A 22,380-nucleotide genomic window follows, 5' to 3' on the forward strand; every position below is an offset into this window, starting at 1 on the left:
ATGTCATCTGCAAGTGATTGGAGCGGGAAACGAGACTCGAACTCGCGACCCCGACCTTGGCAAGGTCGTGCTCTACCAACTGAGCTATTCCCGCAACGGAATATCACTTACACATATCTACTGGACACTGTTTGGAGCGGGAAACGAGACTCGAACTCGCGACCCCGACCTTGGCAAGGTCGTGCTCTACCAACTGAGCTATTCCCGCAACAGAATGTCATCTGCAAGTGATTGGAGCGGGAAACGAGACTCGAACTCGCGACCCCGACCTTGGCAAGGTCGTGCTCTACCAACTGAGCTATTCCCGCATCGGAATATCACTTACATATTTTGGAGCCAGCAACGAGATTCGCGCTCGCTACCCCGACCTTGGCAAGCACTCAACATGCTCTACCAACGCGGTGACTCCGGCACTGCATATTGGAGCGGGAAACGAGACTCGAACTCGCGACCCCGACCTTGGCAAGGTCGTGCTCTACCAACTGAGCTATTCCCGCAACATGGATTGTCTTGAGGCTGTGCTGATGATTGGAGCGGGAAACGAGACTCGAACTCGCGACCCCGACCTTGGCAAGGTCGTGCTCTACCAACTGAGCTATTCCCGCATCGGAACGTCATCAGCAAACATTTTGGAGCGGGAAACGAGACTCGAACTCGCGACCCCGACCTTGGCAAGGTCGTGCTCTACCAACTGAGCTATTCCCGCAAAACCTGAAAACAGACCGTACAGCATTTGGTTGCTTGCGCTACTGTACGGGAGCCGAATTATAAGAGCAGACATTCCAATTGCAAGGGCTTTTTTGTCTGGTTGCAGCCGTTCGCTCAAAAGCTGGCCGAACTGCTGATTTTAGCAACCGAACGACGGCAAACCCTTGCCAGCCACTCAGATTTTGAAGACGTGGGCGCGGTAGAACTGCAGTTCGGCGATGGATTCGCGGATGTCATCCAGCGCCTGGTGGGAGCCGCTCTTCTTGAACTGATCCAGCAGTTCAGGCTGCCAGCGACGGACCAGCTCCTTGATGGTGCTGACGTCCACGTTGCGGTAATGGAAGAAGGCTTCCAGATCGCTCATGTGCTTGACCATGAAGCGGCGATCCTGGCCGATGCTGTTGCCGCACAGGGGGCTGGTGCGCTCCGGCACCCACTGGCGAATGAAGGCGAGGGTCTCGGCAACGGCCTTGGCCTCGTCGTATTCACTCGCCTTGACCCGGGCCACCAGCCCGCTCTTGGTGTGGGTGTTGACGTTCCAGTCATCCATCTTGCCCAGCTCTTCCTCGCTCTGGTGGATGGCGATGACCGGCCCTTCGGCCAGCACGTTCAGGTCCTTGTCGGTGACGATGGTGGCGATCTCCAGTACCACGTTTTCTTCGGGGTCCAGACCCGTCATCTCCATGTCGATCCATACCAGGTTCTGCGCGCTGACTGTCATGATTGCTCTCTCTATTGGGAGGAATGGCGGAATTTTGCCAATTTGCATGTATCATACTGGCTTTGAATCTGTTCATAAACTGGCAAACCCCGTGGCAAAGAAAGCAAAACTCAATCTGGGTCAACAAAGGCGCGTCCAGGCCAACCGCGAGCGGCGGCTGCAAAAAGAGCACACCACAGTGGTAGATGACACCCTGTTCGGCCCCGCCATCGAAGGGGTGGTGATCAGCCGTTTCGGCCAGCACGCGGATGTCGAGGCGAGCGATGGTGCCATCCACCGCAGCAACCTGCGGCGCAGCAGCATCAGCAGCCTGGTGTGCGGCGACAAGGTGGTGTGGCGCCCCGGCCTCAATGCCGCGACTGCCGGCGTCATCGAGGCGGTGCATCCGCGCCACTCGGTGCTGACCCGGCCGGACTTCTACGACGGGGTCAAACCCATCGCCGCCAACATCGACCAGATCATCATCGTCTCGGCGGTGATGCCCGAGTTCTCCACCAACATCGTCGACCGCTACCTGGTGGCGGCAGAAGATGTGGAGATAGCGCCCCTCATCGTGCTGAACAAGGTCGACATGCTCGATGACGCGGCCCGCGCCCGTATCGAGCACCAGCTCGAGACCTACCGCAAGCTCGGTTACGAGGTGCTGCTGGTGAGCTGCGAGAGCGGTGAGGGCATCGACGCCCTCAAGGCGGCGCTCACCGACAAGATCAGCATCTTCGTGGGCCAGTCCGGGGTGGGCAAGTCGTCCCTCACCAACGCCCTGATGCCGGGGCTGGACGTGCTCACCGGCGAGATCTCCGAGAACTCGGGGCTCGGCCAGCACACCACCACCACGGCGCGGCTCTACCACTTCCCGAGCGGCGGCGATCTCATCGACTCCCCCGGGATCCGCGAGTTCGCCCTCTGGCACCTGGAAGCCGACCGCATCACCTGGTGCTTCGTCGAGTTTCGCGACTACCTGGGTGGCTGCAAGTTCCGCGACTGCACCCACAAGGATGATCCCGGCTGCGCCCTGCGCGCCGCGGTTGAAGCGGGCGCCATCAGCGCCGATCGCTTCCACAACTACCACCGCATCCTGGAAACCATGCAGGAAGCCCGCCACGGTCGCCAACAGGCGCGGCTGTGACCCGTTCAACTCATTCCCAGATGAAGATCATGAGCATCACTGACAACCTGAAAATTGCCGGTCAATACTGCCTGCCCAAACACGCCCTCTCCCGCCTGGTGGGCAAACTTGCCGCCGCCGAAGCGGGCAACCTCACCACCAGGGTGATCGAGGCCTTTATCAAGCAGTACCAGGTCGACATGAGCGAGGCGCTGCACGAGAGCCCGGCCCACTACAAGAGCTTCAACGCCTTCTTCACTCGCGAGCTCAAGCCCGGCATCCGCCCCGTGGTGGAAGACGCCATGACCCTGGCCCTGCCGGTGGATGGCACCGTCAGCCAGCTCGGGCCCATCAGCCAAGGTCGCATCATCCAGGCCAAGGGCCACGACTACAGCGCCCGCGAGCTGCTGGGGGGCTATGAGGATCTGGTGGCCCCGTTCAAGGATGGCGACTTCGCTACCATCTATCTGGCACCCAAGGATTACCACCGCATCCACATGCCGCTGGACGGCGTGCTGGAGAGCATGGTGTTCGTGCCGGGGGATCTCTTCTCCGTCAACCCCCTCACCGCCGAGAACGTGCCCAATCTGTTTGCCCGCAACGAGCGGGTGGTGGCCACCTTCCGTACTCCCCACGGCCCCATGGCCCTGGTGCTGGTCGGTGCCACTATCGTCGCGAGCATCGAAACCATCTGGGCCGGCAACATAGCGCCGACCAAAGAGAAGCGCGTCGTGCGCTGGGACTACAGCGGCGACGAGGCCATTACCCTGCAAAAAGGTGCAGAGATGGGCCTGTTCAAGCTGGGCAGTACCGTGGTCTGTCTGTTTGGCCCGGGCATGCTGGCCGGTTTCGAGCCGCACCTGGCCAACGGGGTCACCACCCGCATGGGTCAGCCCTTTGCCACCCTGGCGGCGCAAGCATGAGCGATCAACCCGCTTCCCAGAAGAACAACCCGCTGCACGGGCTGACCCTGGAGGCCATCGTCACCGCCCTGGTCGCGCACTATGGCTGGGAAGCGCTGGGGCAGCAGATCAATATCCGCTGCTTCACCGATAATCCCAGCATCAAGTCCAGCCTGAAGTTCTTGCGCAAGACCCCCTGGGCCAGAGAGAAGGTCGAAAGCCTCTATCTGTACGTCCAGCGCAAGCAGGCCAAAGAGAAGGAGTGACGCCATGGCGTTCAAGATTACCTACACCTACAAGAAGCAGGCCAGGGAGATTGGCTACGCCAACGACAAGTTCAACAGCATCTATGATGCCGTTGCCGCCGCCGAGGGGATCGATCTGACCCGCTTCCACGCCATGGAAGAGCAGCTGGCCCAGGTGTGCCGCCGCGACAAGAAGAGCGTGAAGGATTACCGGGAGAACTACTTCAAGGAGCTGGGCTTCTCCAACATCGTCATCGAACGGGACACCAAGGAGTAAGCATGCGCACCCTGACCCTGATGGCCGCCTCCCTGCTGCTGGCCGCCTGCAACACGACACCGAGGGAGCCCCTGGTCGGCGCGGATCGCGACGAACATGGCTGCATCGGCAGCGCGGGTTATCAATGGTCGGCGCTGGCAGGCAAGTGCGTGCGGCTGTTCGAGCAGGGCATTCGCCTCAATCCGACCGATGCCGGTCAGACCGTCAGCGCTTTCGTGCTGTTCAATGCCGATCAGAGTCAGGCCGAGCTGACCCTGCCAGAGGGCGAGCCGATCCGGCTGATCCGCCAGGGCGAAGAGGGCAACTGGTCCTGGCAGGGCGGTGGCTATCAGCTCTTCCCCTGGAAGGGCTATGTGCTCAAATCCGGCGACCATGTGCTCTATCACGGTGATCTGACCCCCTGATCCTCTGGCGTCATCCCTCCCCTCACGCCCTGATGGGTGCAGGGCAGGCATAAAAAAACCCCGTTGCGTGCAACGGGGTTTTTCATGATACCCGGCAGGATCAGTTGCCGAGGGTGGAGAACAGGCTCTGTTCCAGGCTGCCGCGGGAGACGCACACCGGGGTGATGGAGGGAGCCAGTACCCGCTCGCCGGAGGACTCGACGAAGTAGAGCTGGGTATTGCCCTTGACGTTCACGGTGGCGACGCTGTTGTTGCCGCTCTGGGTGATGATCAGGTTGATCTGCAGGTTGGGGTTGCCCAGCGCCACCTTGGACCCCATGGTGCCGCAATCCAGCCACTCCAGACCATCGGCCGAGTTTTCCACGTTGGCGGTCATCAGACCGGCACCACGCTGGCTGTTCTCGATGTTCAGGCCGTGATCGCCGAACCACTTCTCGGCACGGGCCCACACCAGATCCACCGGGATCGCCATCTCCTGGGTGTTGTTGGTTGCCTTGGCAACCGGCGGGGTATAGCGATACTGCTCGCCGCCGTTGTTGTCGCTCGCACAACCCACCATCAACAGGGCCAGGGCGCCCCCCATTATCTTCTTCATGCTGCTTCTCTCATCCATAAGGCCATAGGCCAACCGGCGGCTATTATGGCGATCGCGACACAGGCTGTCAGCAGGGATCCGCACAAATGGCGTACTCTTAACCCAGGCTTTACAAAACCCACCTGTTATCATAGATTTGCTCGAAGTCTCCCCCGTGAGTGCTCTCGTGACTTCTTCGCTCTCCCTGGCGCTGCTGCAGCAGATCATCGACCAGTTACCCATGAATATCTTCTGCCGGGACAAGCACGGACGGTACCTGTTTGCCAACAAGGCATTCGCCAGGGAAGCCGGCCTGCAAGACCCGAGCGAACTCATTGGCAAGAGCGATGCCGAGATGCCCTGGGGGGATGTATTCCGGGAGGAAGATGACCGCCTGCTGGCCGACGGCAAACCCCTGCTGCACCAGCAGCTCCATTGCCACAGCGGCGAAGGCGCCAGCTGGATGGAGATCAACAAGGTTCCCCTGTATGACGAGCACGGCGACCCCATCGCCCTGTTTGCCATGGTCAGCGCCATCGATCAGCGCAAGGAGCTGGAGCAAACCTTCCGCCAGCAGCAGTTGCTGCAACGCCGCCTGCTGGATGCCATTCCCGACCTCATCCGTCTCGAGGATCACCAGGGCGTGCTCATCGACTGCAACCAGGCCTTTCTCGACTTCATGGGGCTGGTGGCAAGCGAGGCTCTGGGTCGGCGCGTCCCGCCCCGGCTGCCCGTCGAACAAACCCTGGGTCAGGGGGAGTATTGCGTGGTGGATGCCCAGGGCAGAGGCCGCCATCTGGAGGTCACCCGGGTCGAGGTGCCGGATGACGAGGGCAACTCCCTCGGCATCCTTACCCTTAGCCGCGACATCACCGGGCTGCGCACCACCCAGGCCCAGTTGCAGCAGGAGCAGCACTACGACAGCCTGACCGGCCTGCTCAAGCTCTCCCACTTCCTCCAGACCAGCCGTCATCTGGGGGCCCGCAAGGCCAGCCTGCTGCTGGTGGATCTGCAACATTTTCGCGAGATCAACGATCGCTTCGGCATCCGGGTCGCCGACCGCCTGCTGAGCCAGGTGGCCCGCCGCCTGCAACGGCTGGCGCCGCCCCAGTCCCTACTCTGCCGGGTCGCGGCGGATGACTTCGCCCTGCTGCTGCCCGAGCTCCCCCTCTCTCTGGATACGTGGAGCCGCAACCTGCAGCAGGAGCTGATGACGCCCTATCAGGTGGAAGAACACAGGATCCAGATCCCGGTGTTCCTCGGCATCGCCCATGGCAAGGCCAAGGATGCCGAGCGTCTGCTGAGCCACGCCGAGGCCGCCCTGGCCCAGGGCAAGCGCCAGCAGCAGCACTGTACCCTGTTCGACCCCGCACTCGATGCCAAGCTCAAACGCCGCCAGCTCATCGCCGCCCAGTTGCCACTCGCCATCAAGTCCGCCGAGCTGACCGCCGTCTACCAGCCCATCATCTGTACCCACAGCAACCGGCTGCACGGGGCAGAGCTGCTCTGCCGCTGGCCCCATCCCGAATTCGGCATGATCTCCCCCGACGAGTTCATCCCGCTGGCGGAGGAGCTGGGGCTCATCGGCCAGCTCGGCCAGCTGATGCTGGAGCTCGGCTGTGCCCAGCTTGCCCGCTGGCAGGTGGCGGCCCCAGACCTGGTGCTCTCCATCAACCTCTCTCCCCTGCAGTTCCGCGATCCCGAGCTCTGCCCGCAGATCTTCGACTGCATCGCGCGCCACGGGCTCGCCCCCTGGCAACTGGAGCTGGAGATCACCGAAGGGGTGCTGATGGAGAATGCCGACGAGATAGAGAGCAACCTGGCCAGCCTCATCGAGGCGGGCTTCCAGCTCGCCATCGACGACTTCGGCACCGGCTACTGCTCCCTCGCCTATCTTCCCAGGCTGCAGGTGGCGACCCTCAAGCTCGACAAAAGCTTCACCCAGGGGCTGGCCACCAACCAGGCCACCACCGCCATCGTGCGTTCCGTCATCGGGTTGGGCCATGAGCTTGGCATCAAGATCACCGCCGAAGGGGTGGAGACGCCGGAGCAGCAGGCCTGGCTGGTGCAGGTCGGTTGCGATCGGCTGCAAGGCTATCTGTTCAGCCGCCCCCTCCCACCGGCCGAGTTTGCCCGCAGCTACCAGCTGCCGGAGCAGTAAGCCAGCAACAACAAGGCCACCCGAGGGTGGCCTTGTTGTTTTTGCAAAGCGTGCATGATCTGGCGCACTTACTCCTGGAAGTAGGTGCCCCAGCCGTCGTAGTCCACCCCGTATTTCTCGAGGATGGGCAGCATCTTCTCGATGTCGGCGACGATGGTGTCGATGTCCAGCTTGCACTCCACCATGGCGTCGAAACAGAAGATGGTGGCGCCGTCGTCCAGCTCCATCTCCTCGGCGTCGGTCACTTCGAAACCGGCCTTGAACAGATCGACCGCCGCCTTCTCCAGCAGATCGAACTTCTGGCAGGCAAAGTGGTGCTCAATCTCGTAATCCAGATCCGGGTTGCTGCCATCGGCCAGCAGCTCGTTGACGATGGCGGCGGTCTCTTCGCGCCACTCTTGCATATTGGTATTCATATAAACCCCAGGCGGTGTTGGATGGATGTCACCCCTGCCAGCCGCGTCGGCCCGGACCATGGCCAGGGGATGAGTGCGGCAAAGCATACCCGCAGAGCGCGGCAGGCTCAATCGATGGGCCAAGATAACTGGCGCCTCTCCCGGCTTGGCGCCAGCGGGCGGCCCTCGGCACGTCAGGCAGCTCGCCCCCCTTCATGATGTTCTGCTGGCCGTCGGCCCACCCTGCCCCGCAGGCGCCCCTCTTTTCATGGTTAAAACGGGGAAACCGGTCCAATCACGGGAAGATTGCTCGGATATCGAGCGAACGGTACATCAATCTGCGGCCTGTGGTTGACACCTCAGTCCAGAAAGGGTTTAATGCGCGCCGTTGCCCAGATAGCTCAGTCGGTAGAGCAGGGGATTGAAAATCCCCGTGTCGGCGGTTCGATTCCGTCTCTGGGCACCAACTATTCCTCCTTAGTTCAGTCGGTAGAACGGCGGACTGTTAATCCGTATGTCACTGGTTCAAGTCCAGTAGGAGGAGCCAAATTCGAAAGGCCCGCTCAGATGAGCGGGCCTTTTTGCATCTGTCATTTACTCACATGCCGCGGCTAGTAGTGGTTTTCGTCCCCATGCCATACGTGTCCAGCCGAGCAGGCACGGGCGACTTCGTGACAGGGGTCGTCCGCATGGCGGCGGAAGAAGTGCTGATCCTGTTGCAGCAGGAGCGAACTCATCGAGTGGCTCATGCCAGCCAGTGCCTCGCCAGCGGTCAATCCTGCAACCCGGTGATCTGTGGCCAAATGAGCCAGGACTTTTTCACGACTGTTCATGATCGCCTCCCTCTGTGGATCCGGTCGTAAATTGACCATAGCAGCCGTGCTCTGCATACCGCAAACCCGCGCTAGCAAAGGGCTACAGGCAGGTCCCGACCTTCTGTTCCGGCATGAAAAAACCCGCTCATGACAAGCGGGTCTGTTTCACTCAGCTAACCGCCGTTGCAGGCCGCCAGCAACAGAGTGGCACCACAGGTGGCGCTGAACACCAGCAAACCCGCCTGCAGCACCCCCTCCGGATCCCTCAGTGTGCGTCTCTTGCGAACACGTATCCATCTCGGCTTCATCGAGCCAACTCCATCCAGTTTCCTGCACCCGGGGTGCTGACCTATCCCTGCCCGTCCCGGCAGGCGGCTCATCTTTGTCCAGTTGCAGCCCGCCGTCAACAGCGGCGAAACCACACCTTGTACGGCACCGACCTCAGGCTACATCTCTGTTAACAATCTGGAAAACCGGCGTGACCCGCCCCTGCGCCAGGGCTATGATGAGGCCGACGATTTTCCTACCCTCAGGGAGACCCCAGATGAGCAGCCCCTTGCACTATGTGCTGGATGGCATCCATTGCGAGCCACACTTTTTTACCGTGCCCCTCGACCACCAGCATCCCGATGAGGAGGCGACCCTCACCCTGTTTGGCCGCACCCTCTGCCGCAAGGACAAGCTGGATGATGACCTGCCCTGGCTGCTCTATTTGCAGGGGGGCCCGGGCTTTGGCGCTCCTCGCCCGACCGCCGATGGCGGCTGGATCAAGCGGGCCCTGCAGGAGTTTCGGGTGCTGCTGCTCGATCAGCGCGGCACCGGCCACTCCACCCCCATCAGTGCTGACGCCCTGGCGGGGATGACCCCCGGTGAGCAGGCGGACTACCTCGGCCATTTTCGCGCCGACAGCATAGTGCGCGACGCCGAGTACGTTCGCGAGGTGCTGAGCCCGGGGCGCCCCTGGAGCCTGCTCGGCCAGAGTTTCGGTGGCTTTTGCAGCCTCACCTACCTCTCGTTGTTCCCGCGGAGCCTGCACGAGGTCTACCTCACCGGCGGCGTGGCACCCATCGGGCGCAGTGCGGATGAGGTCTACCGCGCCACCTACCAGCGGGTGGCGGACAAGAACCGCGCCTTCTTCACCCGCTTCCCCCATGCCCAGGCCCTGGCCAACCGGCTGGCCAACCACCTGCACCACTACGATGTGCGCCTGCCCAACGGCCAACGTCTGACGGTGGAGCAGTTGCAGCAGCAGGGGCTGGATCTGGGGGCCAGCGGCGCCTTCGAGGCACTTTACTACCTGCTGGAAGACGCCTTCATCGGCGAACGCCTCAACCCCGCCTTCCTCTATCAGGTGCAGGCCATGCAGCCGTTCAACACCAACCCGGTGTTCGCCATCCTGCACGAGCTCATCTATTGCGAAGGGAGTGCCAGCAACTGGGCGGCCGAGCGGGTGAGAAGGGAGTTCCCTGCCCTGGCCTGGGCGCCAGGCAAAGATTTCGCCTTTACCGGCGAGATGATCTTCCCCTGGATGTTCGAGCAGTTCCGCGAGCTCATTCCCCTGAAGGAGGCCGCCCACCTGCTTGCCCAGAAAGCGGACTGGGGTCCCCTCTACGACCCGGCGCAGCTGGCCCGCAACACTGTGCCGGTGGCCTGCGCCGTCTATGCCGAGGACATGTACGTGGAGTTTGACTACAGCCGCGACACCCTGAAGGGGCTTGGCAACAGCCGCGCCTGGATCACCAACGAGTACGAACACAACGGCCTGCGGGTCGATGGCGAGCGGATCCTGGATCGGCTCATCCGCATGAACCGGGATCACTGATCCCGCCGGGCGCACGCCCGCAGCAAGACAACAAGTTCGAGGGCGGCCCATGAGCCGCCCCGCCCATGGAAGCAACACAAAACAACAAGGACACCCATTGGATCATCCGGAAATCTCGGCCGGCTGGCTGAGTCGCCTCTTCTATCGCTGGACCGGCCCGCTGCTGCGCAAGGGGCTCACCCAGCCCCAGGTCAGTCTCGACGATCTCTATCCCCTGCTGCCGGAAGACAGGCGCGACGGCCGCGCCGACGCCTTCCTCGCGCTCACTGCCCGCCAGCCGGTGCGCCCCTGGCCCCTGACCGCCTTTATCTGGCGCCATTACAAGGGACGGATTGGCCTGCTCACCCTGCTGCAACTGCTCGGCATGCTCGCCACCCTGACCAGCCCCTGGCTGCTCAACCACAGCATGACCCAGCTCGGCACCGATGCCACCACCGGCCACAAGCTGCTGCTGGCCCTGGCCCTGTTCGCCTCCGTGCTCGCCGCCGGCATGCTGGCGGAGCACTCCCTGCAACTGGCCCTCAAGATGCACGTGCCCATCCGCCGTCTGCTGGCCGAATCCCTGCTCGCCAAGGTAATGAAGCAGGGTGGCAAGAGCTTCGACGACAGGGCCGGCGGCCGGGTTCAGAACCTCATCAACCGGGACGTGTGGGACATCACTTGGATCCTGGCTGACCCCGCCATGCCGGTCACCATGGCGCTGCAACTCATCGGCACCATCGCCCTGCTGGTGTGGCAGGTGGGCAGTGCCGGTCTGGTGGGCTTCGCGGTGCTGGCCCTGCTGCTGCTCATCTCCACCCGGGTGGTACGGCGCATGAACCAGCAGGAGCAGCAGCTCAAGCGTCAACAGGACGAGCGCAACGGCATCCTGGCGGAATACATCAAGAAGCTGCGGCTGGTGCGCCAGAACGGGCTTGGCCCCTTCTTCACCCGGGCGGCCAACACCAAGCGCCAGCAGGAGTTGGGAGTGCTGGGCAGGGTGCTCAGGCTCGATGCCATCAACGAAGGGCTGATGCTGAGCACTCCCCTGCTGGTGACCCTGGCCACCTTCACCACCTACCTGGCGTCGGGCAACACCCTCACCCTGCCCCAGGTGTTCACCACCATCGCCCTGTTTACCGTGCTGCGCATTCCCATGATGCGACTGCCCTACCTCATCCGCACCCTGATCAACTTCAACACCGGCTTCAACCGGCTGTGCGAGTTCCTGAACAGCCCGGAGCAGCATCGGGATCTCACCGATCCCAGCTTGCCGGTGGGCAGCCTGCGGCTCGACAACGTCACCGCCCTGCACCAGCAAAAACCGGTGCTCGAGGGAGCCAACCTCGCCATCGCACCGGGGGAGCTCGTGGGGATCACCGGGGCCACCGGGGCGGGCAAGAGCTGCCTGCTGCATCTGGTTGCCGGCTTTGACAGCGAGTTTGCCGGCAGCATCCGTCGCCACGGCCGGGTTGCCCATCTGGGCCATAAACCCTGGCTGATGAACGACACCATCCGCAACAACATCCTGTTCGGCCAGCCCTGGCACGCCGAGCGCTATCGTTGGGTGCTCGGCGCCTGCGCCCTCACGGCCGATCTCGCGCTGCTCAGCCACGGGGATCAAACCCTGGTGGGGGAGCTCGGCACCCGCCTCTCCGGCGGCCAGCAGCAGCGGGTCGCCCTGGCTCGCGCCCTCTACGCCCGGGCCGATATCCTCCTGCTGGACAACCCCTTGTCTGCGCTCGACCCCATGGTCGCGGCCCAGGTACTGGAGCAGGGGCTCGCCTTCAAGCCGGGGCCAACCCGGCTCCTGGTGAGCCACGACCCGGATGTGCTGGCCAGGTGCGATCGGGTGATCCGCATCGAGCAGGAGCGCCTGGTGGAGCTCGATGCCCACCAGTTGGCGGATCTTGTCCAGCATCCCCAGCCCGCCCCGCCGGTGCCCCCTCAGGAGGCGGAGCAGTTCAGCGAGGAGAAAGTGGTGGAGGGCAAGGTGGACTGGGGGCTGTTTGGCTTCATGTGGCAGCGCCTCGCCGCCCCCGGTGCCATCCTGCTCGTCCTGCTGCTCACCCTGGGCCAGGAAGGGCTGCGCATCGCCTCGGATCTCTGGCTCGGCGGCAAGGCCGAGGTGAGCGACGTCACGACCCTGCTCGGCATCTATGTGCTGCTGGGGGCGGGCTCCCTCGCCTGCATCATGGCGGTGCGGGTCATCAACTACAAACTCGGCCTCAAGCTGGCCTGGACCCTGTTTGACGGCATGCTGGGGCGCATCAGCCGCGCCCCCATGGCCTTCTTCGACAAGGTGCCCCAGGGGCGCATCCTCAACCGCTTCGACCGGGATCTGGGGGAGGCGCAAGAGATGCTGCTCTCCATGCTGGTGGGACTGTTCGGCATGCTGGTGTCCGTGGCCTTGCAGGTGGTGGTGATCGGCATCAATATTCCCCTGCTGCTGCTCATCGCCCCCCTGGTGGGATGGGCGCTCTATGTGTTGCAGCGCCGCTACCGGGCGGTGCAACTCAAGCTGCGGCGCCAGTCCTCGGTGCTGCGCTCCCCGCTCTACATCAGCATCAGCGAGACCATCCGCGGCGCCCCCGCCCTGCGCCTGGCCGGGGCCGAGCGTTTCGCGCTGGACCAGGTGCTGCACCACTATGACAACAACCTGCGCAGCTGGTACACCACCACCTCCATCAACCGTTGGCTCGGCATGCACCAGACCCTGCTCTCCGCCGCCCTGGTGGGGGCCGTGGCACTCATGGTGGCCTTTGGCAACAGCCCGCTGCTGGGGGCGGTTGCCATCACCTATGCCTTTACCGCTTCCGCCATGCTCAACTCCCTCATCCGCACCTTTGCCGAAGTGGAGCAGGTGATGAACGCGGTAGAGCGGGTGCGCGAATACAGCGAAATAGAAAGCGAACGCCAGGAGGGAGAGGCCCTCGCCACCCCTCACCCCGCAGTGCGCTTCGACAACCTGGGGCTGCGCTACCCCCAGACCAGCCAGTGGGCGCTGCACAAGGTGAACTTCGAGCTGGCCCCCGGTGAAAAGGTGGGTGTGTGCGGCCGTACCGGGGCAGGCAAAAGCTCCCTGCTGGGGGTATTGCAGGCCATGTATCCCGCCTCCCAGGGAGAGATCTTCTACGGCAATCAGCCACTATCACAACTTGCACCGGAGGCGGTGCGCGATCTCTACGACACCGTCTCCCAGATCCCGCTCACCTTCTTTGGCTCCTTGCGGGCCAATCTGGCGCCCCTGACCGAGCATGAGGACGCCATGCTTGAGCAGGCGCTTGCCCGGGTGGGACTGGCCGAGCGCTGCGCCGGGCGGCTGGACGAGGATCTCGACAGGCTGCAACTCTCCGCTGGCGAGACCCAGTTGTTGGTGATCGCCCGCATCCTGCTGTCGCGCCGACCGCTCATCGTGCTGGACGAGGCCACCTCGGACCTCGATCACGGCGGCATGCGCAAGATGGCGGAGCTGCTCTATCGCTACCGGCCGGAGGCCAGCTACCTGGTGATCGCCCACCACCTGGAGCCGCTCTTGTCGGTGGACAAGGTGGTGGTGATGGAGGCCGGCACCGTGGTGGAGCAGGGGTCGCCGGTGAGCCTGCTGGCCAACTCCCACTCCCGCTTCCACCAGCTGTTTGCTGGCCAGGTCAACCGTCAGGTGCCCCAGACGGCATGAGCACCAAAAATAACAAGGGCTGCCCCCGGGCAGCCCTTGTTGCTTGAGGAGAGCCTCAACGCTCCATGATCTGGGTGATGTCGTCCTTGTTGATATGCACCTCACGCCCCTCTTCATCGTAATAGCGATACATGCCAGTGCTCTCGTCCAACCTGGGTTTGCTATCGGTGGCAATCATCTTGCCATCCTTGGTGCTCATGATGTATTGGGAGCTGCACCCCGCCAATCCCAACAGACAAATCAGCATCATCACAGCTTTCATTACTCTCCCCTTCTTCACACTCACCCTGACGGTGATAGGTGAAGCCTAGCTCAGCATGGGTTTCAGACTGCAGCAACTACAAATTAGAGCAAAAAGTCAACCCCACCAGACAAAATCCATACGACACCCCCATACAGATACCAGAAACAAAGTCATTACGTCCGGCATGCTGAGTTATCAACATGTGGTCTCATACCCAGCCATTTAATGTGCCTTCTGATCAAACAAAGGAATAATCCGATATCAGCTGTAGGAATTGTCTGATATATGTTGCAAAAAAATACACTTTTGATAGATTTCCGCGCGGAAAACAAATGTCATTGTCATTGCCAACACAATCAATAATTTGACGCTTTGACCATCGGGTGCGACGCACACTGTCGGTCAGCCTGAAAAAAATAACAAAAAATATACATCCCATGCCGATTTGCCCTTCGGATGCGGTAGCCATGTCTTTTTACTCCCGACCAGCATGGACGTTGTGACACTCATAATGAGTGAAGACACAATAATTACCGTGCACGGGGCAACACGCTGACGCCAAGTACCAGTCATACCATCCCTGCCCCTGCGGGTGGTTTGCTCCTCATGCTGACAACACTGAGCATACCCGGACCTTCCATATACCTGGGTGCCTTGCATATAAAAACGTCACACAAGCATGTTCTAATATACGGGGCTTGTTATTTTTCACGGATATATAAAGAAAGTCTAATTTACTCGATGACCGAGTAAACACCCTATTTATTACCCACCATCTTCAGCAATCTGAACAAACACATTGCAAGGCTTTACCTAAAATGAAATTTATAACAGCGCCATGGATATTAGCTGCGATTAGTTTAAATGTATTCGCTGCGCCGCAAATCAGCCCGCAGATGATGGAACAATTCAAGCGCCTGCCCGCTGATCAGCAGCAGGCTCTGGCCAAGCAATACGGTATTTCTGTCGACCAGTTCCAGAATGCCAGCGCCATGACCCCTGTCACCCCGTCAACGCCGGTGGCGGCGCCACGGGAGGTCGACTACAGCCAGGTATCCCAGCGCCCGCTGATCGCAGGGGTAGCCCAGCCAGGGGAGCTCCAACCATTCGGTTACAACGTATTCGCCGGGGAACCCATTCTGGATGCCCCCGTGACCGACATGCCCGTTGCTGATGACTATGTCATTGGCCCGGGGGATGAAATCCATGTACAGCTGTATGGCAAGGAAAACGCGGTCTATGACCTGAGTGTCGGTCGCGAAGGCTTCATCGACTTCCCCAGTCTCGGTCCCATCTCTGCCAGTGGGTTGACCTTCCAGCAATTCAGAAGCGACCTTGAAACCCGGATCAAGGAGCAGATGATAGGCGTCAACTCCTTCATCAGCTTTGGTTCCATGCGCGCCATGCAGGTCTTTGTGATGGGGGATGCCTATCGCCCCGGTGCCTACAATGTCAGCGGCATGGCGACCGTCACCCAGGTCTTGCAGGCGGCTGGCGGCATCGACACCGTCGGCTCCCTGCGCAAGATCCAGGTCAAGCGGGCCGGACAGAAAGTCATCGATGTGGATCTGTACAAGATGCTGGTCTGGGGGGATACCAGCCAGGATATTCGCCTGCAGGCGGGAGATACCGTCTTCGTCCCGGCCAAAGGCAGTGAAGTGTCCATCAGCGGACTGGTCAAGCGCCCCGCCATCTACGAATTGAGAAATTCTGCCCCCCTGGCGGACGTGCTCGCCCTGGCCGGTGGCGTAAAAGCGTCAGCCTTGCAGGAAGTCTCGGTAGAACGCCATACGGACACCGGTCTGAAAGTCTTCAACCTGACGCTGGCCAATGGCCATGACCGTCAGTTCAGCATCCGGGACGGTGACAAGATTTCGGTCAAACCGAGCAGCACCGAGTACAGTCAGGCCATCGTCGTCAAAGGGGCCGTGGTACGTGATGGCGTCTACAGCTATACCCCGGGCACCCGCATCAGCAACCTGCTCAAGAGCGTTCAGCGGGATCTCATCTCCGCGACCGATCTGAGCTATGCCCTGGTCGTCAGGGAAGTGGACTCCCAGCGCAATATCAGCGTGATCCAGTTCAACCTGGGCAAGGCGCTGCAACAGCCGGGCAGCAAGGACGACGTGGTACTCCAGGCCAGGGATCAGGTGCTGGTGTTCCGCAACGATGCCACTGACCGACTCAGAGAGACTGCAGCGACCTCGACGAGAGTGAAGGATCTCAAGACCAAGGCAAGAGAGCTGGACAACGCCGCCATGATGCGGACCGATGTTTCCACCGGCGCCGATGTCAAGAGTGACGAGCTCAGCAATGACACTCAGATCAAGCTATCCTCCCTGTCCGACAAGACCGCCACGGACGCAGTGGTCGCCGATTCACGGCAAGCCCTTCTGGCGCCTGTCATCGAACGCCTGAAGGCACAGTCTACGCTGGGTCAGCCGGTGAAGATCATGGAAGTGCGTGGCGAAGTGAAATACCCGGGCCTCTACCCGCTGACCGACAACAGCCGCATGTCCGATGCCATCCTGGCCGCCGGCGGATTCAACGAGCAGGCCAACGTGGTCGAACTCTCCCGCGTCAATGAGCGGGGCGACAGCATCCTGGTACAGAACGAACGATTCTCGCTGGATACCGCCAACAGCCCTTACGGTTCACCGCTGCTGCAATCCAAGGACAACATCAACGTCCTGCCCCATCCCCAATGGCGGGAAGAGGCGACCGTCCAGGTCTTCGGTGAAGTGAAATTCCCGGGCACTTACACCGTGCGCCGGGGAGAGAGCCTGCACGATCTGATCGAGCGAGTGGGTGGCATCACGACCTACGCCAACCCCAACGGGGCCATCTTCGCCCGCAAGGCCCTGCGCAAGCAGGAGGAAGAGCGGCTGGTGATGCTGCGCGATGAACTTCGCCAGGAGATCTCGACCATGACCTTGCGCAGACAGAGCACCATTGCCAACTACAGCAGCTCCCCTGCCGAAGCCATGTCGGTGGTCAACCAGCTGGAAAACAGCAAGGCCATCGGACGCATGACCATCGACATGCCAGCCCTGCTGGCCGGAGAGAAGCAGTCAGACGTCCTCCTTGAGGATGGCGACAAACTCTATATCCCGACCATGCAGAACGTGGTCTCCATCGCGGGCATGGTGCAGTTCCCCTCTTCCCATATCTACAAAGAGGAGACCAGCATCAACGAGTACATCAGCCTGGCCGGTGGTACCAAGAAACAAGCCGATACCGATCGCGTCTATGTCATCAAGGCCAACGGCAGCGTGATGCTGCCCAATGACAGCTGGTTTGGCGGACGCAAGAGCCTGGAGCCGGGGGACACCATCATAGTGCCGGTGGATTCCGACTATCTGGACAACCTGAGCATCATGTCTTCGGCGACCCAGATCATGTATCAGTTGGGCGTCGCCTGGTCCGCCATCAAGTAACGCGCTGGACGCGTCCAGTCATATTCCATAGGACTCATCAAATCATCATGGAAGCACAAAAAGCGAACGTCATTCCCTTGCCGAGGGATCTTGCTCCGGCAAGCGATGAAATCGACCTGCGAGAGCTGGCTCTTGCCCTGTGGCAAGGCAAGTGGTGGCTCTTTGCCACCACATTGATCGCGACCTGTCTCGCCGTTGCCTTCGCACTGTGGAGTCCCAACATCTATCGTGCCGAAGCGCTCCTGACCCCCTCCCTTGAACAACAGGGGGGAGGACTCTCCGCGCTGGCCTCCCGCTTCGGCGGGCTGGCCAGTCTGGCCGGGGTCGATCTGGGCAACAAAGGAGGAGACAAGGCGTCCATCGCCATCGAGGTGGGCAAGTCGCGGCTGTTTCTCGGGGAGTTCATTCGCCGCCATCAACTGGCCGTCCCCCTGATCGCCGCCACCGGCATGGATAAAACCACGGGGGAGCTGCTCATCGACCCCGAGGTCTATGACACCCAGACCCAACAGTGGGTCCGCGAGATGCCGCCCGGCAGGTCTCCCGGGCCCACTGACTGGGAGCTCATCAAGGCGTTCAGGAGCCTGGTCAATCTCAACAGCGACCCCAAGACAGGGCTGCTGACCGTCAGCGTCGACTTCTACTCCCCGCAACTGGCAAAACAGTGGGTGGACTGGTTGATCGACGATCTCAACAGCACCATGAAACAGCGGGATCAGGAGGAGTCAAAACGCAATATCGCCTATTTGACCGAACAACTCTCCAAGACTTCCGTTGCCGATATGCAGAAAGTCTTTTATCAATTGATAGAAGAGCAGACCAAAACCTTGATGCTCGCCGAAGTCAATCAGGAATATGTCTTTAAAGTGCTTGACCCTGCCGTTATCGCCGAAGAGAAAATAAAACCGAAACGGGCACTCATCGTCGTATTGGGTGCCCTCTTGGGCGGCATGTTGGGGGTGATGATAATTTTGGTTCGATTTGCATTCCGTCATGATAAAAAATAATGGATGCAAATTGATCAAAAACGATGGCTTGCCATCACAATAGAGTAGAACGATCGTCGACTATTCTGATTTTATAAGGGAAATATATGAAGAAGAGTGTTTTGATTATGACTGCACTGCTGGCCCTGTCCAGCCCGACCATGGCTGCTGAAGAAGTCGCTGCTGGCGCAGGCGCCAGCACTGGTGGCGCCGCTGCCGGTGCCGGTGCTGCTAGCGCTGCTGCTGTCGGTGGCATCACCGCTGGTGCCATCGCCGTTGGCGTAGCCGCTGCTGCTGCCATCGGTGTTGCCGTTGCCGTTGCCAGCAACAACAACGACGACAACCCCTCGACTGTCACCAGCACAGCTCGTTGATATAATGAAATAAAGACTGCCTCAGGGCAGTCTTTATTGTTTTTCTATTTATTCAGTGATGCTTTCATGCTAATCAAGCGCATTCTTTTATTTCTATCAATGTTGTTGTTTGGCTGTGCAGACAGCAACGTTGATAGCTATCAACAGCTCAAATATATCTTCACTGCGGATGATGAGATAACCATTACCCCGGAAGCCATCGAAAAGCTGCCCTATGCCAGTGCATTGCTCACTGTTGACGACAGACCACCTGTATTGCTCGTGCTCGCCTTTGCCGAGGGGGATCGCCTCTCCTGGGTCAGCAGCGACAGAGGCTTGATAGTGACCGAGCATGGTCGAATTACCAAGACGCTCAAGCTGGATAATGATCTTCGCTATTTCGCAGCCACCATGCCGGATCCCTTGAGTCAGGCCGTCATTCCAGGCGATGCCCAATTCAGTTATCTGGCCGAATGGGTGCAACTTCGCCACAGCGGAAGAAACCTCCACACCACCTTCAAACAGCTGGTCGATGAAAATCTGGATATCAATGGCGCCGTGCTGACAACCTCCCTCTACGAAGAGACGGTCCAGTCGGTGAAGGATGACCTGACGTGGCGGAATTATTACTGGCTGGACAAAAAAACGGGCTTGGTCAGAAAAACCATTCAGCACATCGGCCCTGACAACAGCACCATCGAGATGGTCTTCACCAAGCCCTATGCACCATGAAAAAAATCATACTCTCGCTTCTGATTGGCTATGCCCCCTGGCTTCATGCCGACAGCATCACCCGGGTGATGGTCGGCCATGCCAGCAAGACCACCATTTCCCTCTCCGATAGCCAGCGTCTGGAACAACTGTTGAATGCGCCCGGCTTGCCCGGCGACGTCTACTGGCCTGCCGCCATCATCTCCTCCCCCGCCCAAGATGAGTCTGCACAGCAAGCCAAAGAACAGCTGCTCAGCGATCTGAAAGCCCTCCAGGTTTTCTGGATGAGAGCGCATCAGGGCGGTCTGGTTCAGGCCACCCAGCAACTGCTGCGCGAGCTGGATCAGCTCGATGTGGCCGGCCGGATTGACATCAAGCTGGATCCGGATCTCAGCAGAGTGGAGCCTGCAAACAACCCTCGTCTGTCTGGCGACTATTCTCTCTATCTCTCTCGCAGACCATCCAGCCTCTACCTGCTGGGATTGATCAACAGTCGCAGGTCCATGCCCCATGAACCCGCCAAGGGGCTGGCTGAATATTGGCAGGGCCACAGTCTGCTACCCGGCGCCAACCCTGGCGAGGTCTATCTCATCCAGCCGGATGGCCGCGTCCAGTTGTCCCCCGTCGCGGTGTGGAACGAATACCATATCGAGCCCATGCCGGGTGCAACCCTGTTTGCCGGTTTCGATCCGGCGCTGTTGCCTGCCCAGTTCAAGAACATCAATCTCCGTATTGCCGACATGATTGCTAATCGGATACCCGAGTAATGCTGACCAGAATCGCCACTCTCTCGCTGCTTGCCTCCCCCTTCGCGTTTGCCAACACGGACAGCTTCTCGCCTCTCCTCCCCACCCAGAGTGATTTTGGTGGCGTGGGCCTGCTCCAGATGCCGACGGCACGCATGGCTCCGGAAGGCGAGTTTTCATTCAACTACATGGATGACCAGGAATACCGGCGCTGGTCCATCTCCATGCAGCCATTCTCCTGGCTGGAAGCCACCCTGAGATACACCGACATTCGCACCCGGCTCTACAGCAATGACGAGAATTTCAGTGGCGACCAGACCTACAAGGACAAGGGGCTGGATGTCAAAGCCCGACTCTGGACCGAATCCACCTGGCGCCCGCAGGTCTCTGTGGGACTGCGCGATGTGATGGGGACCGGGCTCTTTGACAGCGAATACATCGTCGCCAGCAAACGCTACAAGAACCTTGATTTCACCCTGGGAATGGCGTGGGGAAACATGGGTCAGAGCGGCAACATCAAGAACCCCTTCTGTGAAGTCCGTGAAGGCTGGTGTCAGCGTGATGACGGCTTCTCGGGCAGCGGCGGCAAGTTTGAGTTCGGCAGCCTGTTCCATGGCCCGGCGGCCCTCTATGGAGGGATAGAGTACCAGACCCCCTGGCAGCCCCTCAGGCTCAAGCTCGAATACGAGGGCAACGACTACAGTCATGAGTCGGCGGGGGCCATCGTTCAGAGCACCCCCATCAATGTGGGCATCGTCTACCAACCTTACGATGTGTTCGACATGCACCTCAGCTATCAACGCGGCAATACCCTGATGTGGGGGCTGACATGGCATACCAACTTCAACGATCCCTCCCTGTCGCTGCCCAAGGTCATGGATCCCCCCGTTCCGGCCTATCAGGCCAGCCAGGTCGACTCCCTGGAGCAGGTCGACTGGTCGACGCTCTCTTCCCAGCTGGCCAGCAATGGGGGCTGGCAACAGGCCTCACTCTACAGTGACAAGGAGACCCTGACGCTGGAGGCAGAGCAGACCCGATACAGGGAGCAGGCCCAAAGCGAGCAGCGAGCCACCCTGCTGGCCGTCAATGCCCTGCCTTCCACGGTGAAAGAGCTGCGCATCATCGAGCAGAAGCAGGGGATGCCCCTGCAGGAGAGCCGAGTCGATCTCGACTCCGTGCGTCGTGCCAACAGCGATCTCCCCCTAGGCCAGACACAAGAGATCGAGGTCAGCCGCCAGCCACCGGCCCCCGTCGAAGGCACACTGCGCCATGGAGCCGAACCCCGCTCATGGGATTTCAAGATAGTGCCCAAGCTGAGCCAGTCCATCGGGGGAGCCGAGAGTTTCTACATGTACCAGCTCGGGTTGAATGCCAACACCGACTGGCACATGACCGAGCACGACTGGGTGAGCAGCACCGTCTTCGTCAACCTCGTCAACAACTACGACAAGTTCAATTACACCGAGCCGCCGCCCGATGGAGAGGCCCTGCCCCGGGTCCGTACCTGGGTGCGGGAGTACGTGACGTCATCGAATGTGCTGCTCAACAACCTGCAGCTCACCCACATGGACAAGTTTGCCGATGGCTGGTACGGCCAGGCCTATGGCGGCTATCTGGAGATGATGTATGCCGGTGTCGGCGGGGAGGCCCTGTATCGCCCCTTCAACCGCAACTGGGCCATCGGCGCCGATCTCAACCTGGTCAGGCAGCGGGACTGGGAGAACACCCTCCAGCTCGCCGATTACCAGATAGCCACCGGCCATGTCACCACCTACTGGCAACCGGCGTTTCTGGACAAGGTGACCGCCCAGATCTCGGTGGGTCGCTACCTCGCGGGGGACTATGGCGCCACGTTCAACTTCGCCAAGACCTTTGATTCGGGGATCAGCGCCGGTTTCTTCGCCACCTTCACCAATGTGTCGGCAGAAGAGTACGGCGAAGGGAGCTTCACCAAGGGCCTCTACATCACCATCCCGTTCGACCTGATGATGTTCAAGTCCACCATCGACAGCGCCAACATCAGCTGGGTCCCCCTGACCCGGGACGGCGGCCAGATGCTGTCGAGGAAGTACGGCCTCTACGACCAGACCAGCGTGGCCTCCTTCTGATCCCGGTT

The 22,380-nt window shown here is 60.6% G+C and carries 20 protein-coding genes and 8 tRNA genes; 16 read left to right on the forward strand and 12 right to left on the reverse strand.

Annotation, left to right across the window (positions count from 1 at the left end; translation table 11 throughout):
• Positions 1-18: 18 nt before the first annotated feature.
• The 7 genes from AB5Y89_RS16735 to orn all read right to left on the reverse strand — a co-directional run bounded on the left by AB5Y89_RS16735 (position 19) and on the right by orn (position 1,429).
• Positions 19-94 (reverse strand) — tRNA-Gly (locus AB5Y89_RS16735).
• 38 nt (positions 95-132) lie between these two features.
• A tRNA-Gly gene (locus tag AB5Y89_RS16740) sits at positions 133-208 on the reverse strand.
• 24 nt (positions 209-232) lie between these two features.
• Positions 233-308 (reverse strand) — tRNA-Gly (locus AB5Y89_RS16745).
• Between the two features lie 113 nt (positions 309-421).
• Positions 422-497: transfer RNA gene (locus AB5Y89_RS16750), tRNA-Gly, on the reverse strand.
• Positions 498-529: 32 nt separating this feature from the next.
• Positions 530-605 (reverse strand) — tRNA-Gly (locus AB5Y89_RS16755).
• A gap of 25 nt (positions 606-630) precedes the next feature.
• A tRNA-Gly gene (locus AB5Y89_RS16760) sits at positions 631-706 on the reverse strand.
• A gap of 177 nt (positions 707-883) precedes the next feature.
• Positions 884-1,429, reverse strand: coding sequence for an oligoribonuclease (orn, locus tag AB5Y89_RS16765; RefSeq protein ID WP_042014296.1), 546 nt, complete (start codon positions 1,427-1,429; stop codon positions 884-886).
• 91 nt (positions 1,430-1,520) lie between these two features.
• Here orn and rsgA point away from each other — a divergent pair, with 91 nt between their 5' ends.
• Genes rsgA through AB5Y89_RS16790 form a run of 5 tightly spaced genes read left to right on the forward strand, consistent with a single transcriptional unit; the run spans position 1,521 to position 4,362 of the window.
• Positions 1,521-2,555 (forward strand): small ribosomal subunit biogenesis GTPase RsgA, encoded by a 1,035-nt coding sequence (gene rsgA, locus AB5Y89_RS16770; RefSeq protein ID WP_039040203.1) that lies wholly within the window; start codon positions 1,521-1,523, stop codon positions 2,553-2,555.
• 29 nt (positions 2,556-2,584) lie between these two features.
• A complete protein-coding gene (asd, locus tag AB5Y89_RS16775; protein WP_336582369.1) occupies positions 2,585-3,457 on the forward strand; it encodes an archaetidylserine decarboxylase in 873 nt (290 codons plus the stop codon).
• Positions 3,454-3,702, forward strand: coding sequence for a VF530 family DNA-binding protein (locus AB5Y89_RS16780; protein ID WP_041212447.1), 249 nt, complete (start codon positions 3,454-3,456; stop codon positions 3,700-3,702). The genes asd and AB5Y89_RS16780 overlap by 4 nt, the downstream gene beginning before the upstream one ends.
• Positions 3,703-3,706: 4 nt before the next feature.
• Positions 3,707-3,958, forward strand: a complete 252-nt coding sequence (locus tag AB5Y89_RS16785) for a DUF2960 domain-containing protein (protein WP_368224189.1) — start codon at positions 3,707-3,709, stop codon at positions 3,956-3,958.
• Between the two features lie 2 nt (positions 3,959-3,960).
• Positions 3,961-4,362: a hypothetical protein gene (locus AB5Y89_RS16790; protein ID WP_201996414.1), complete on the forward strand. Its 402-nt coding sequence runs from the start codon at positions 3,961-3,963 to the stop codon at positions 4,360-4,362.
• A gap of 100 nt (positions 4,363-4,462) precedes the next feature.
• On the opposite strand, the gene AB5Y89_RS16795 is transcribed toward AB5Y89_RS16790, so the two are convergent.
• On the reverse strand, positions 4,463-4,957 hold the full coding sequence (locus AB5Y89_RS16795) for a hypothetical protein (RefSeq protein WP_029314787.1): 495 nt from the start codon (positions 4,955-4,957) through the stop codon (positions 4,463-4,465).
• Positions 4,958-5,123: 166 nt separating this feature from the next.
• Between AB5Y89_RS16795 and AB5Y89_RS16800 the strand changes: the two genes are divergently transcribed.
• Positions 5,124-7,097 (forward strand): EAL domain-containing protein, encoded by a 1,974-nt coding sequence (locus tag AB5Y89_RS16800; RefSeq protein WP_042014294.1) that lies wholly within the window; start codon positions 5,124-5,126, stop codon positions 7,095-7,097.
• Positions 7,098-7,165: 68 nt separating this feature from the next.
• Here AB5Y89_RS16800 and rraB read toward each other — a convergent pair whose 3' ends face one another.
• Entirely contained in the window at positions 7,166-7,501 is a 336-nt protein-coding gene (rraB, locus tag AB5Y89_RS16805; protein WP_010675493.1) for a ribonuclease E inhibitor RraB, read from the reverse strand.
• A 381-nt stretch (positions 7,502-7,882) separates the two neighbouring features.
• Between rraB and AB5Y89_RS16810 the strand changes: the two genes are divergently transcribed.
• Together AB5Y89_RS16810 and AB5Y89_RS16815 are read left to right on the forward strand one after the other, a co-directional pair.
• Positions 7,883-7,958: transfer RNA gene (locus tag AB5Y89_RS16810), tRNA-Phe, on the forward strand.
• A 5-nt stretch (positions 7,959-7,963) separates the two neighbouring features.
• Positions 7,964-8,039: transfer RNA gene (locus AB5Y89_RS16815), tRNA-Asn, on the forward strand.
• A 64-nt stretch (positions 8,040-8,103) separates the two neighbouring features.
• On the opposite strand, the gene AB5Y89_RS16820 is transcribed toward AB5Y89_RS16815, so the two are convergent.
• Positions 8,104-8,229, reverse strand: a complete 126-nt coding sequence (locus AB5Y89_RS16820; protein WP_257713785.1) for a hypothetical protein — start codon at positions 8,227-8,229, stop codon at positions 8,104-8,106.
• Between the two features lie 251 nt (positions 8,230-8,480).
• Entirely contained in the window at positions 8,481-8,615 is a 135-nt protein-coding gene (locus AB5Y89_RS16825) for a hypothetical protein (RefSeq protein ID WP_272952917.1), read from the reverse strand.
• A 236-nt stretch (positions 8,616-8,851) separates the two neighbouring features.
• Here AB5Y89_RS16825 and AB5Y89_RS16830 point away from each other — a divergent pair, with 236 nt between their 5' ends.
• Positions 8,852-10,129 carry an alpha/beta fold hydrolase gene (locus tag AB5Y89_RS16830; protein WP_368224190.1) on the forward strand — a complete coding sequence of 426 codons (1,278 nt, stop codon included), beginning with the start codon at positions 8,852-8,854 and terminating at the stop codon, positions 10,127-10,129.
• Positions 10,130-10,226: 97 nt separating this feature from the next.
• On the forward strand, positions 10,227-13,787 hold the full coding sequence (locus AB5Y89_RS16835) for an ATP-binding cassette domain-containing protein (protein WP_368224191.1): 3,561 nt from the start codon (positions 10,227-10,229) through the stop codon (positions 13,785-13,787).
• A gap of 55 nt (positions 13,788-13,842) precedes the next feature.
• Here the strand turns inward: AB5Y89_RS16835 and AB5Y89_RS16840 are convergent, their stop codons facing one another.
• Positions 13,843-14,049: a YgdI/YgdR family lipoprotein gene (locus tag AB5Y89_RS16840; protein ID WP_111896856.1), complete on the reverse strand. Its 207-nt coding sequence runs from the start codon at positions 14,047-14,049 to the stop codon at positions 13,843-13,845.
• 878 nt (positions 14,050-14,927) lie between these two features.
• Here AB5Y89_RS16840 and AB5Y89_RS16845 point away from each other — a divergent pair.
• The 6 genes from AB5Y89_RS16845 to AB5Y89_RS16870 all read left to right on the forward strand — a co-directional run bounded on the left by AB5Y89_RS16845 (position 14,928) and on the right by AB5Y89_RS16870 (position 22,372).
• Positions 14,928-17,468, forward strand: coding sequence for an SLBB domain-containing protein (locus AB5Y89_RS16845; RefSeq protein ID WP_323912945.1), 2,541 nt, complete (start codon positions 14,928-14,930; stop codon positions 17,466-17,468).
• A 47-nt stretch (positions 17,469-17,515) separates the two neighbouring features.
• Positions 17,516-18,475, forward strand: a complete 960-nt coding sequence (locus AB5Y89_RS16850) for a Wzz/FepE/Etk N-terminal domain-containing protein (protein WP_368224192.1) — start codon at positions 17,516-17,518, stop codon at positions 18,473-18,475.
• Between the two features lie 107 nt (positions 18,476-18,582).
• Positions 18,583-18,828: a hypothetical protein gene (locus tag AB5Y89_RS16855; protein WP_158657300.1), complete on the forward strand. Its 246-nt coding sequence runs from the start codon at positions 18,583-18,585 to the stop codon at positions 18,826-18,828.
• A gap of 66 nt (positions 18,829-18,894) precedes the next feature.
• Positions 18,895-19,539, forward strand: a complete 645-nt coding sequence (locus AB5Y89_RS16860; RefSeq protein ID WP_257726124.1) for a YjbF family lipoprotein — start codon at positions 18,895-18,897, stop codon at positions 19,537-19,539.
• Entirely contained in the window at positions 19,536-20,285 is a 750-nt protein-coding gene (locus AB5Y89_RS16865; protein ID WP_041212433.1) for a capsule biosynthesis GfcC family protein, read from the forward strand. Before AB5Y89_RS16860 ends, AB5Y89_RS16865 begins: the two co-directional genes overlap by 4 nt.
• Positions 20,285-22,372: a YjbH domain-containing protein gene (locus tag AB5Y89_RS16870; protein WP_323880538.1), complete on the forward strand. Its 2,088-nt coding sequence runs from the start codon at positions 20,285-20,287 to the stop codon at positions 22,370-22,372. The genes AB5Y89_RS16865 and AB5Y89_RS16870 overlap by 1 nt, the downstream gene beginning before the upstream one ends.
• Positions 22,373-22,380 lie beyond the last annotated feature (8 nt).

Source organism: Aeromonas sp. s4 (assembly GCF_040907855.1).
Taxonomy (GTDB): Bacteria; Pseudomonadota; Gammaproteobacteria; order Enterobacterales; family Aeromonadaceae; genus Aeromonas; species Aeromonas caviae.

Bases quoted from the DNA above. Each gene is read 5' to 3' on its own strand.
- orn (WP_042014296.1), bottom strand. From the start codon at position 1,429: ATGACAGTCAGCGCGCAGAACCTGGTATGGATCGACATGGAGATGACG.
- asd (WP_336582369.1), top strand. From the start codon at position 2,585: ATGAGCATCACTGACAACCTGAAAATTGCCGGTCAATACTGCCTGCCC.
- AB5Y89_RS16780 (WP_041212447.1), top strand. From the start codon at position 3,454: ATGAGCGATCAACCCGCTTCCCAGAAGAACAACCCGCTGCACGGGCTG.
- AB5Y89_RS16785 (WP_368224189.1), top strand. From the start codon at position 3,707: ATGGCGTTCAAGATTACCTACACCTACAAGAAGCAGGCCAGGGAGATT.
- AB5Y89_RS16790 (WP_201996414.1), top strand. From the start codon at position 3,961: ATGCGCACCCTGACCCTGATGGCCGCCTCCCTGCTGCTGGCCGCCTGC.
- AB5Y89_RS16795 (WP_029314787.1), bottom strand. From the start codon at position 4,957: ATGAAGAAGATAATGGGGGGCGCCCTGGCCCTGTTGATGGTGGGTTGT.
- rraB (WP_010675493.1), bottom strand. From the start codon at position 7,501: ATGCAAGAGTGGCGCGAAGAGACCGCCGCCATCGTCAACGAGCTGCTG.
- AB5Y89_RS16820 (WP_257713785.1), bottom strand. From the start codon at position 8,229: ATGAGTTCGCTCCTGCTGCAACAGGATCAGCACTTCTTCCGCCGCCAT.
- AB5Y89_RS16825 (WP_272952917.1), bottom strand. From the start codon at position 8,615: ATGAAGCCGAGATGGATACGTGTTCGCAAGAGACGCACACTGAGGGAT.
- AB5Y89_RS16830 (WP_368224190.1), top strand. From the start codon at position 8,852: ATGAGCAGCCCCTTGCACTATGTGCTGGATGGCATCCATTGCGAGCCA.
- AB5Y89_RS16840 (WP_111896856.1), bottom strand. From the start codon at position 14,049: ATGAAAGCTGTGATGATGCTGATTTGTCTGTTGGGATTGGCGGGGTGC.
- AB5Y89_RS16845 (WP_323912945.1), top strand. From the start codon at position 14,928: ATGATGGAACAATTCAAGCGCCTGCCCGCTGATCAGCAGCAGGCTCTG.
- AB5Y89_RS16850 (WP_368224192.1), top strand. From the start codon at position 17,516: ATGGAAGCACAAAAAGCGAACGTCATTCCCTTGCCGAGGGATCTTGCT.
- AB5Y89_RS16855 (WP_158657300.1), top strand. From the start codon at position 18,583: ATGACTGCACTGCTGGCCCTGTCCAGCCCGACCATGGCTGCTGAAGAA.
- AB5Y89_RS16860 (WP_257726124.1), top strand. From the start codon at position 18,895: ATGCTAATCAAGCGCATTCTTTTATTTCTATCAATGTTGTTGTTTGGC.
- AB5Y89_RS16865 (WP_041212433.1), top strand. From the start codon at position 19,536: ATGAAAAAAATCATACTCTCGCTTCTGATTGGCTATGCCCCCTGGCTT.
- AB5Y89_RS16870 (WP_323880538.1), top strand. From the start codon at position 20,285: ATGCTGACCAGAATCGCCACTCTCTCGCTGCTTGCCTCCCCCTTCGCG.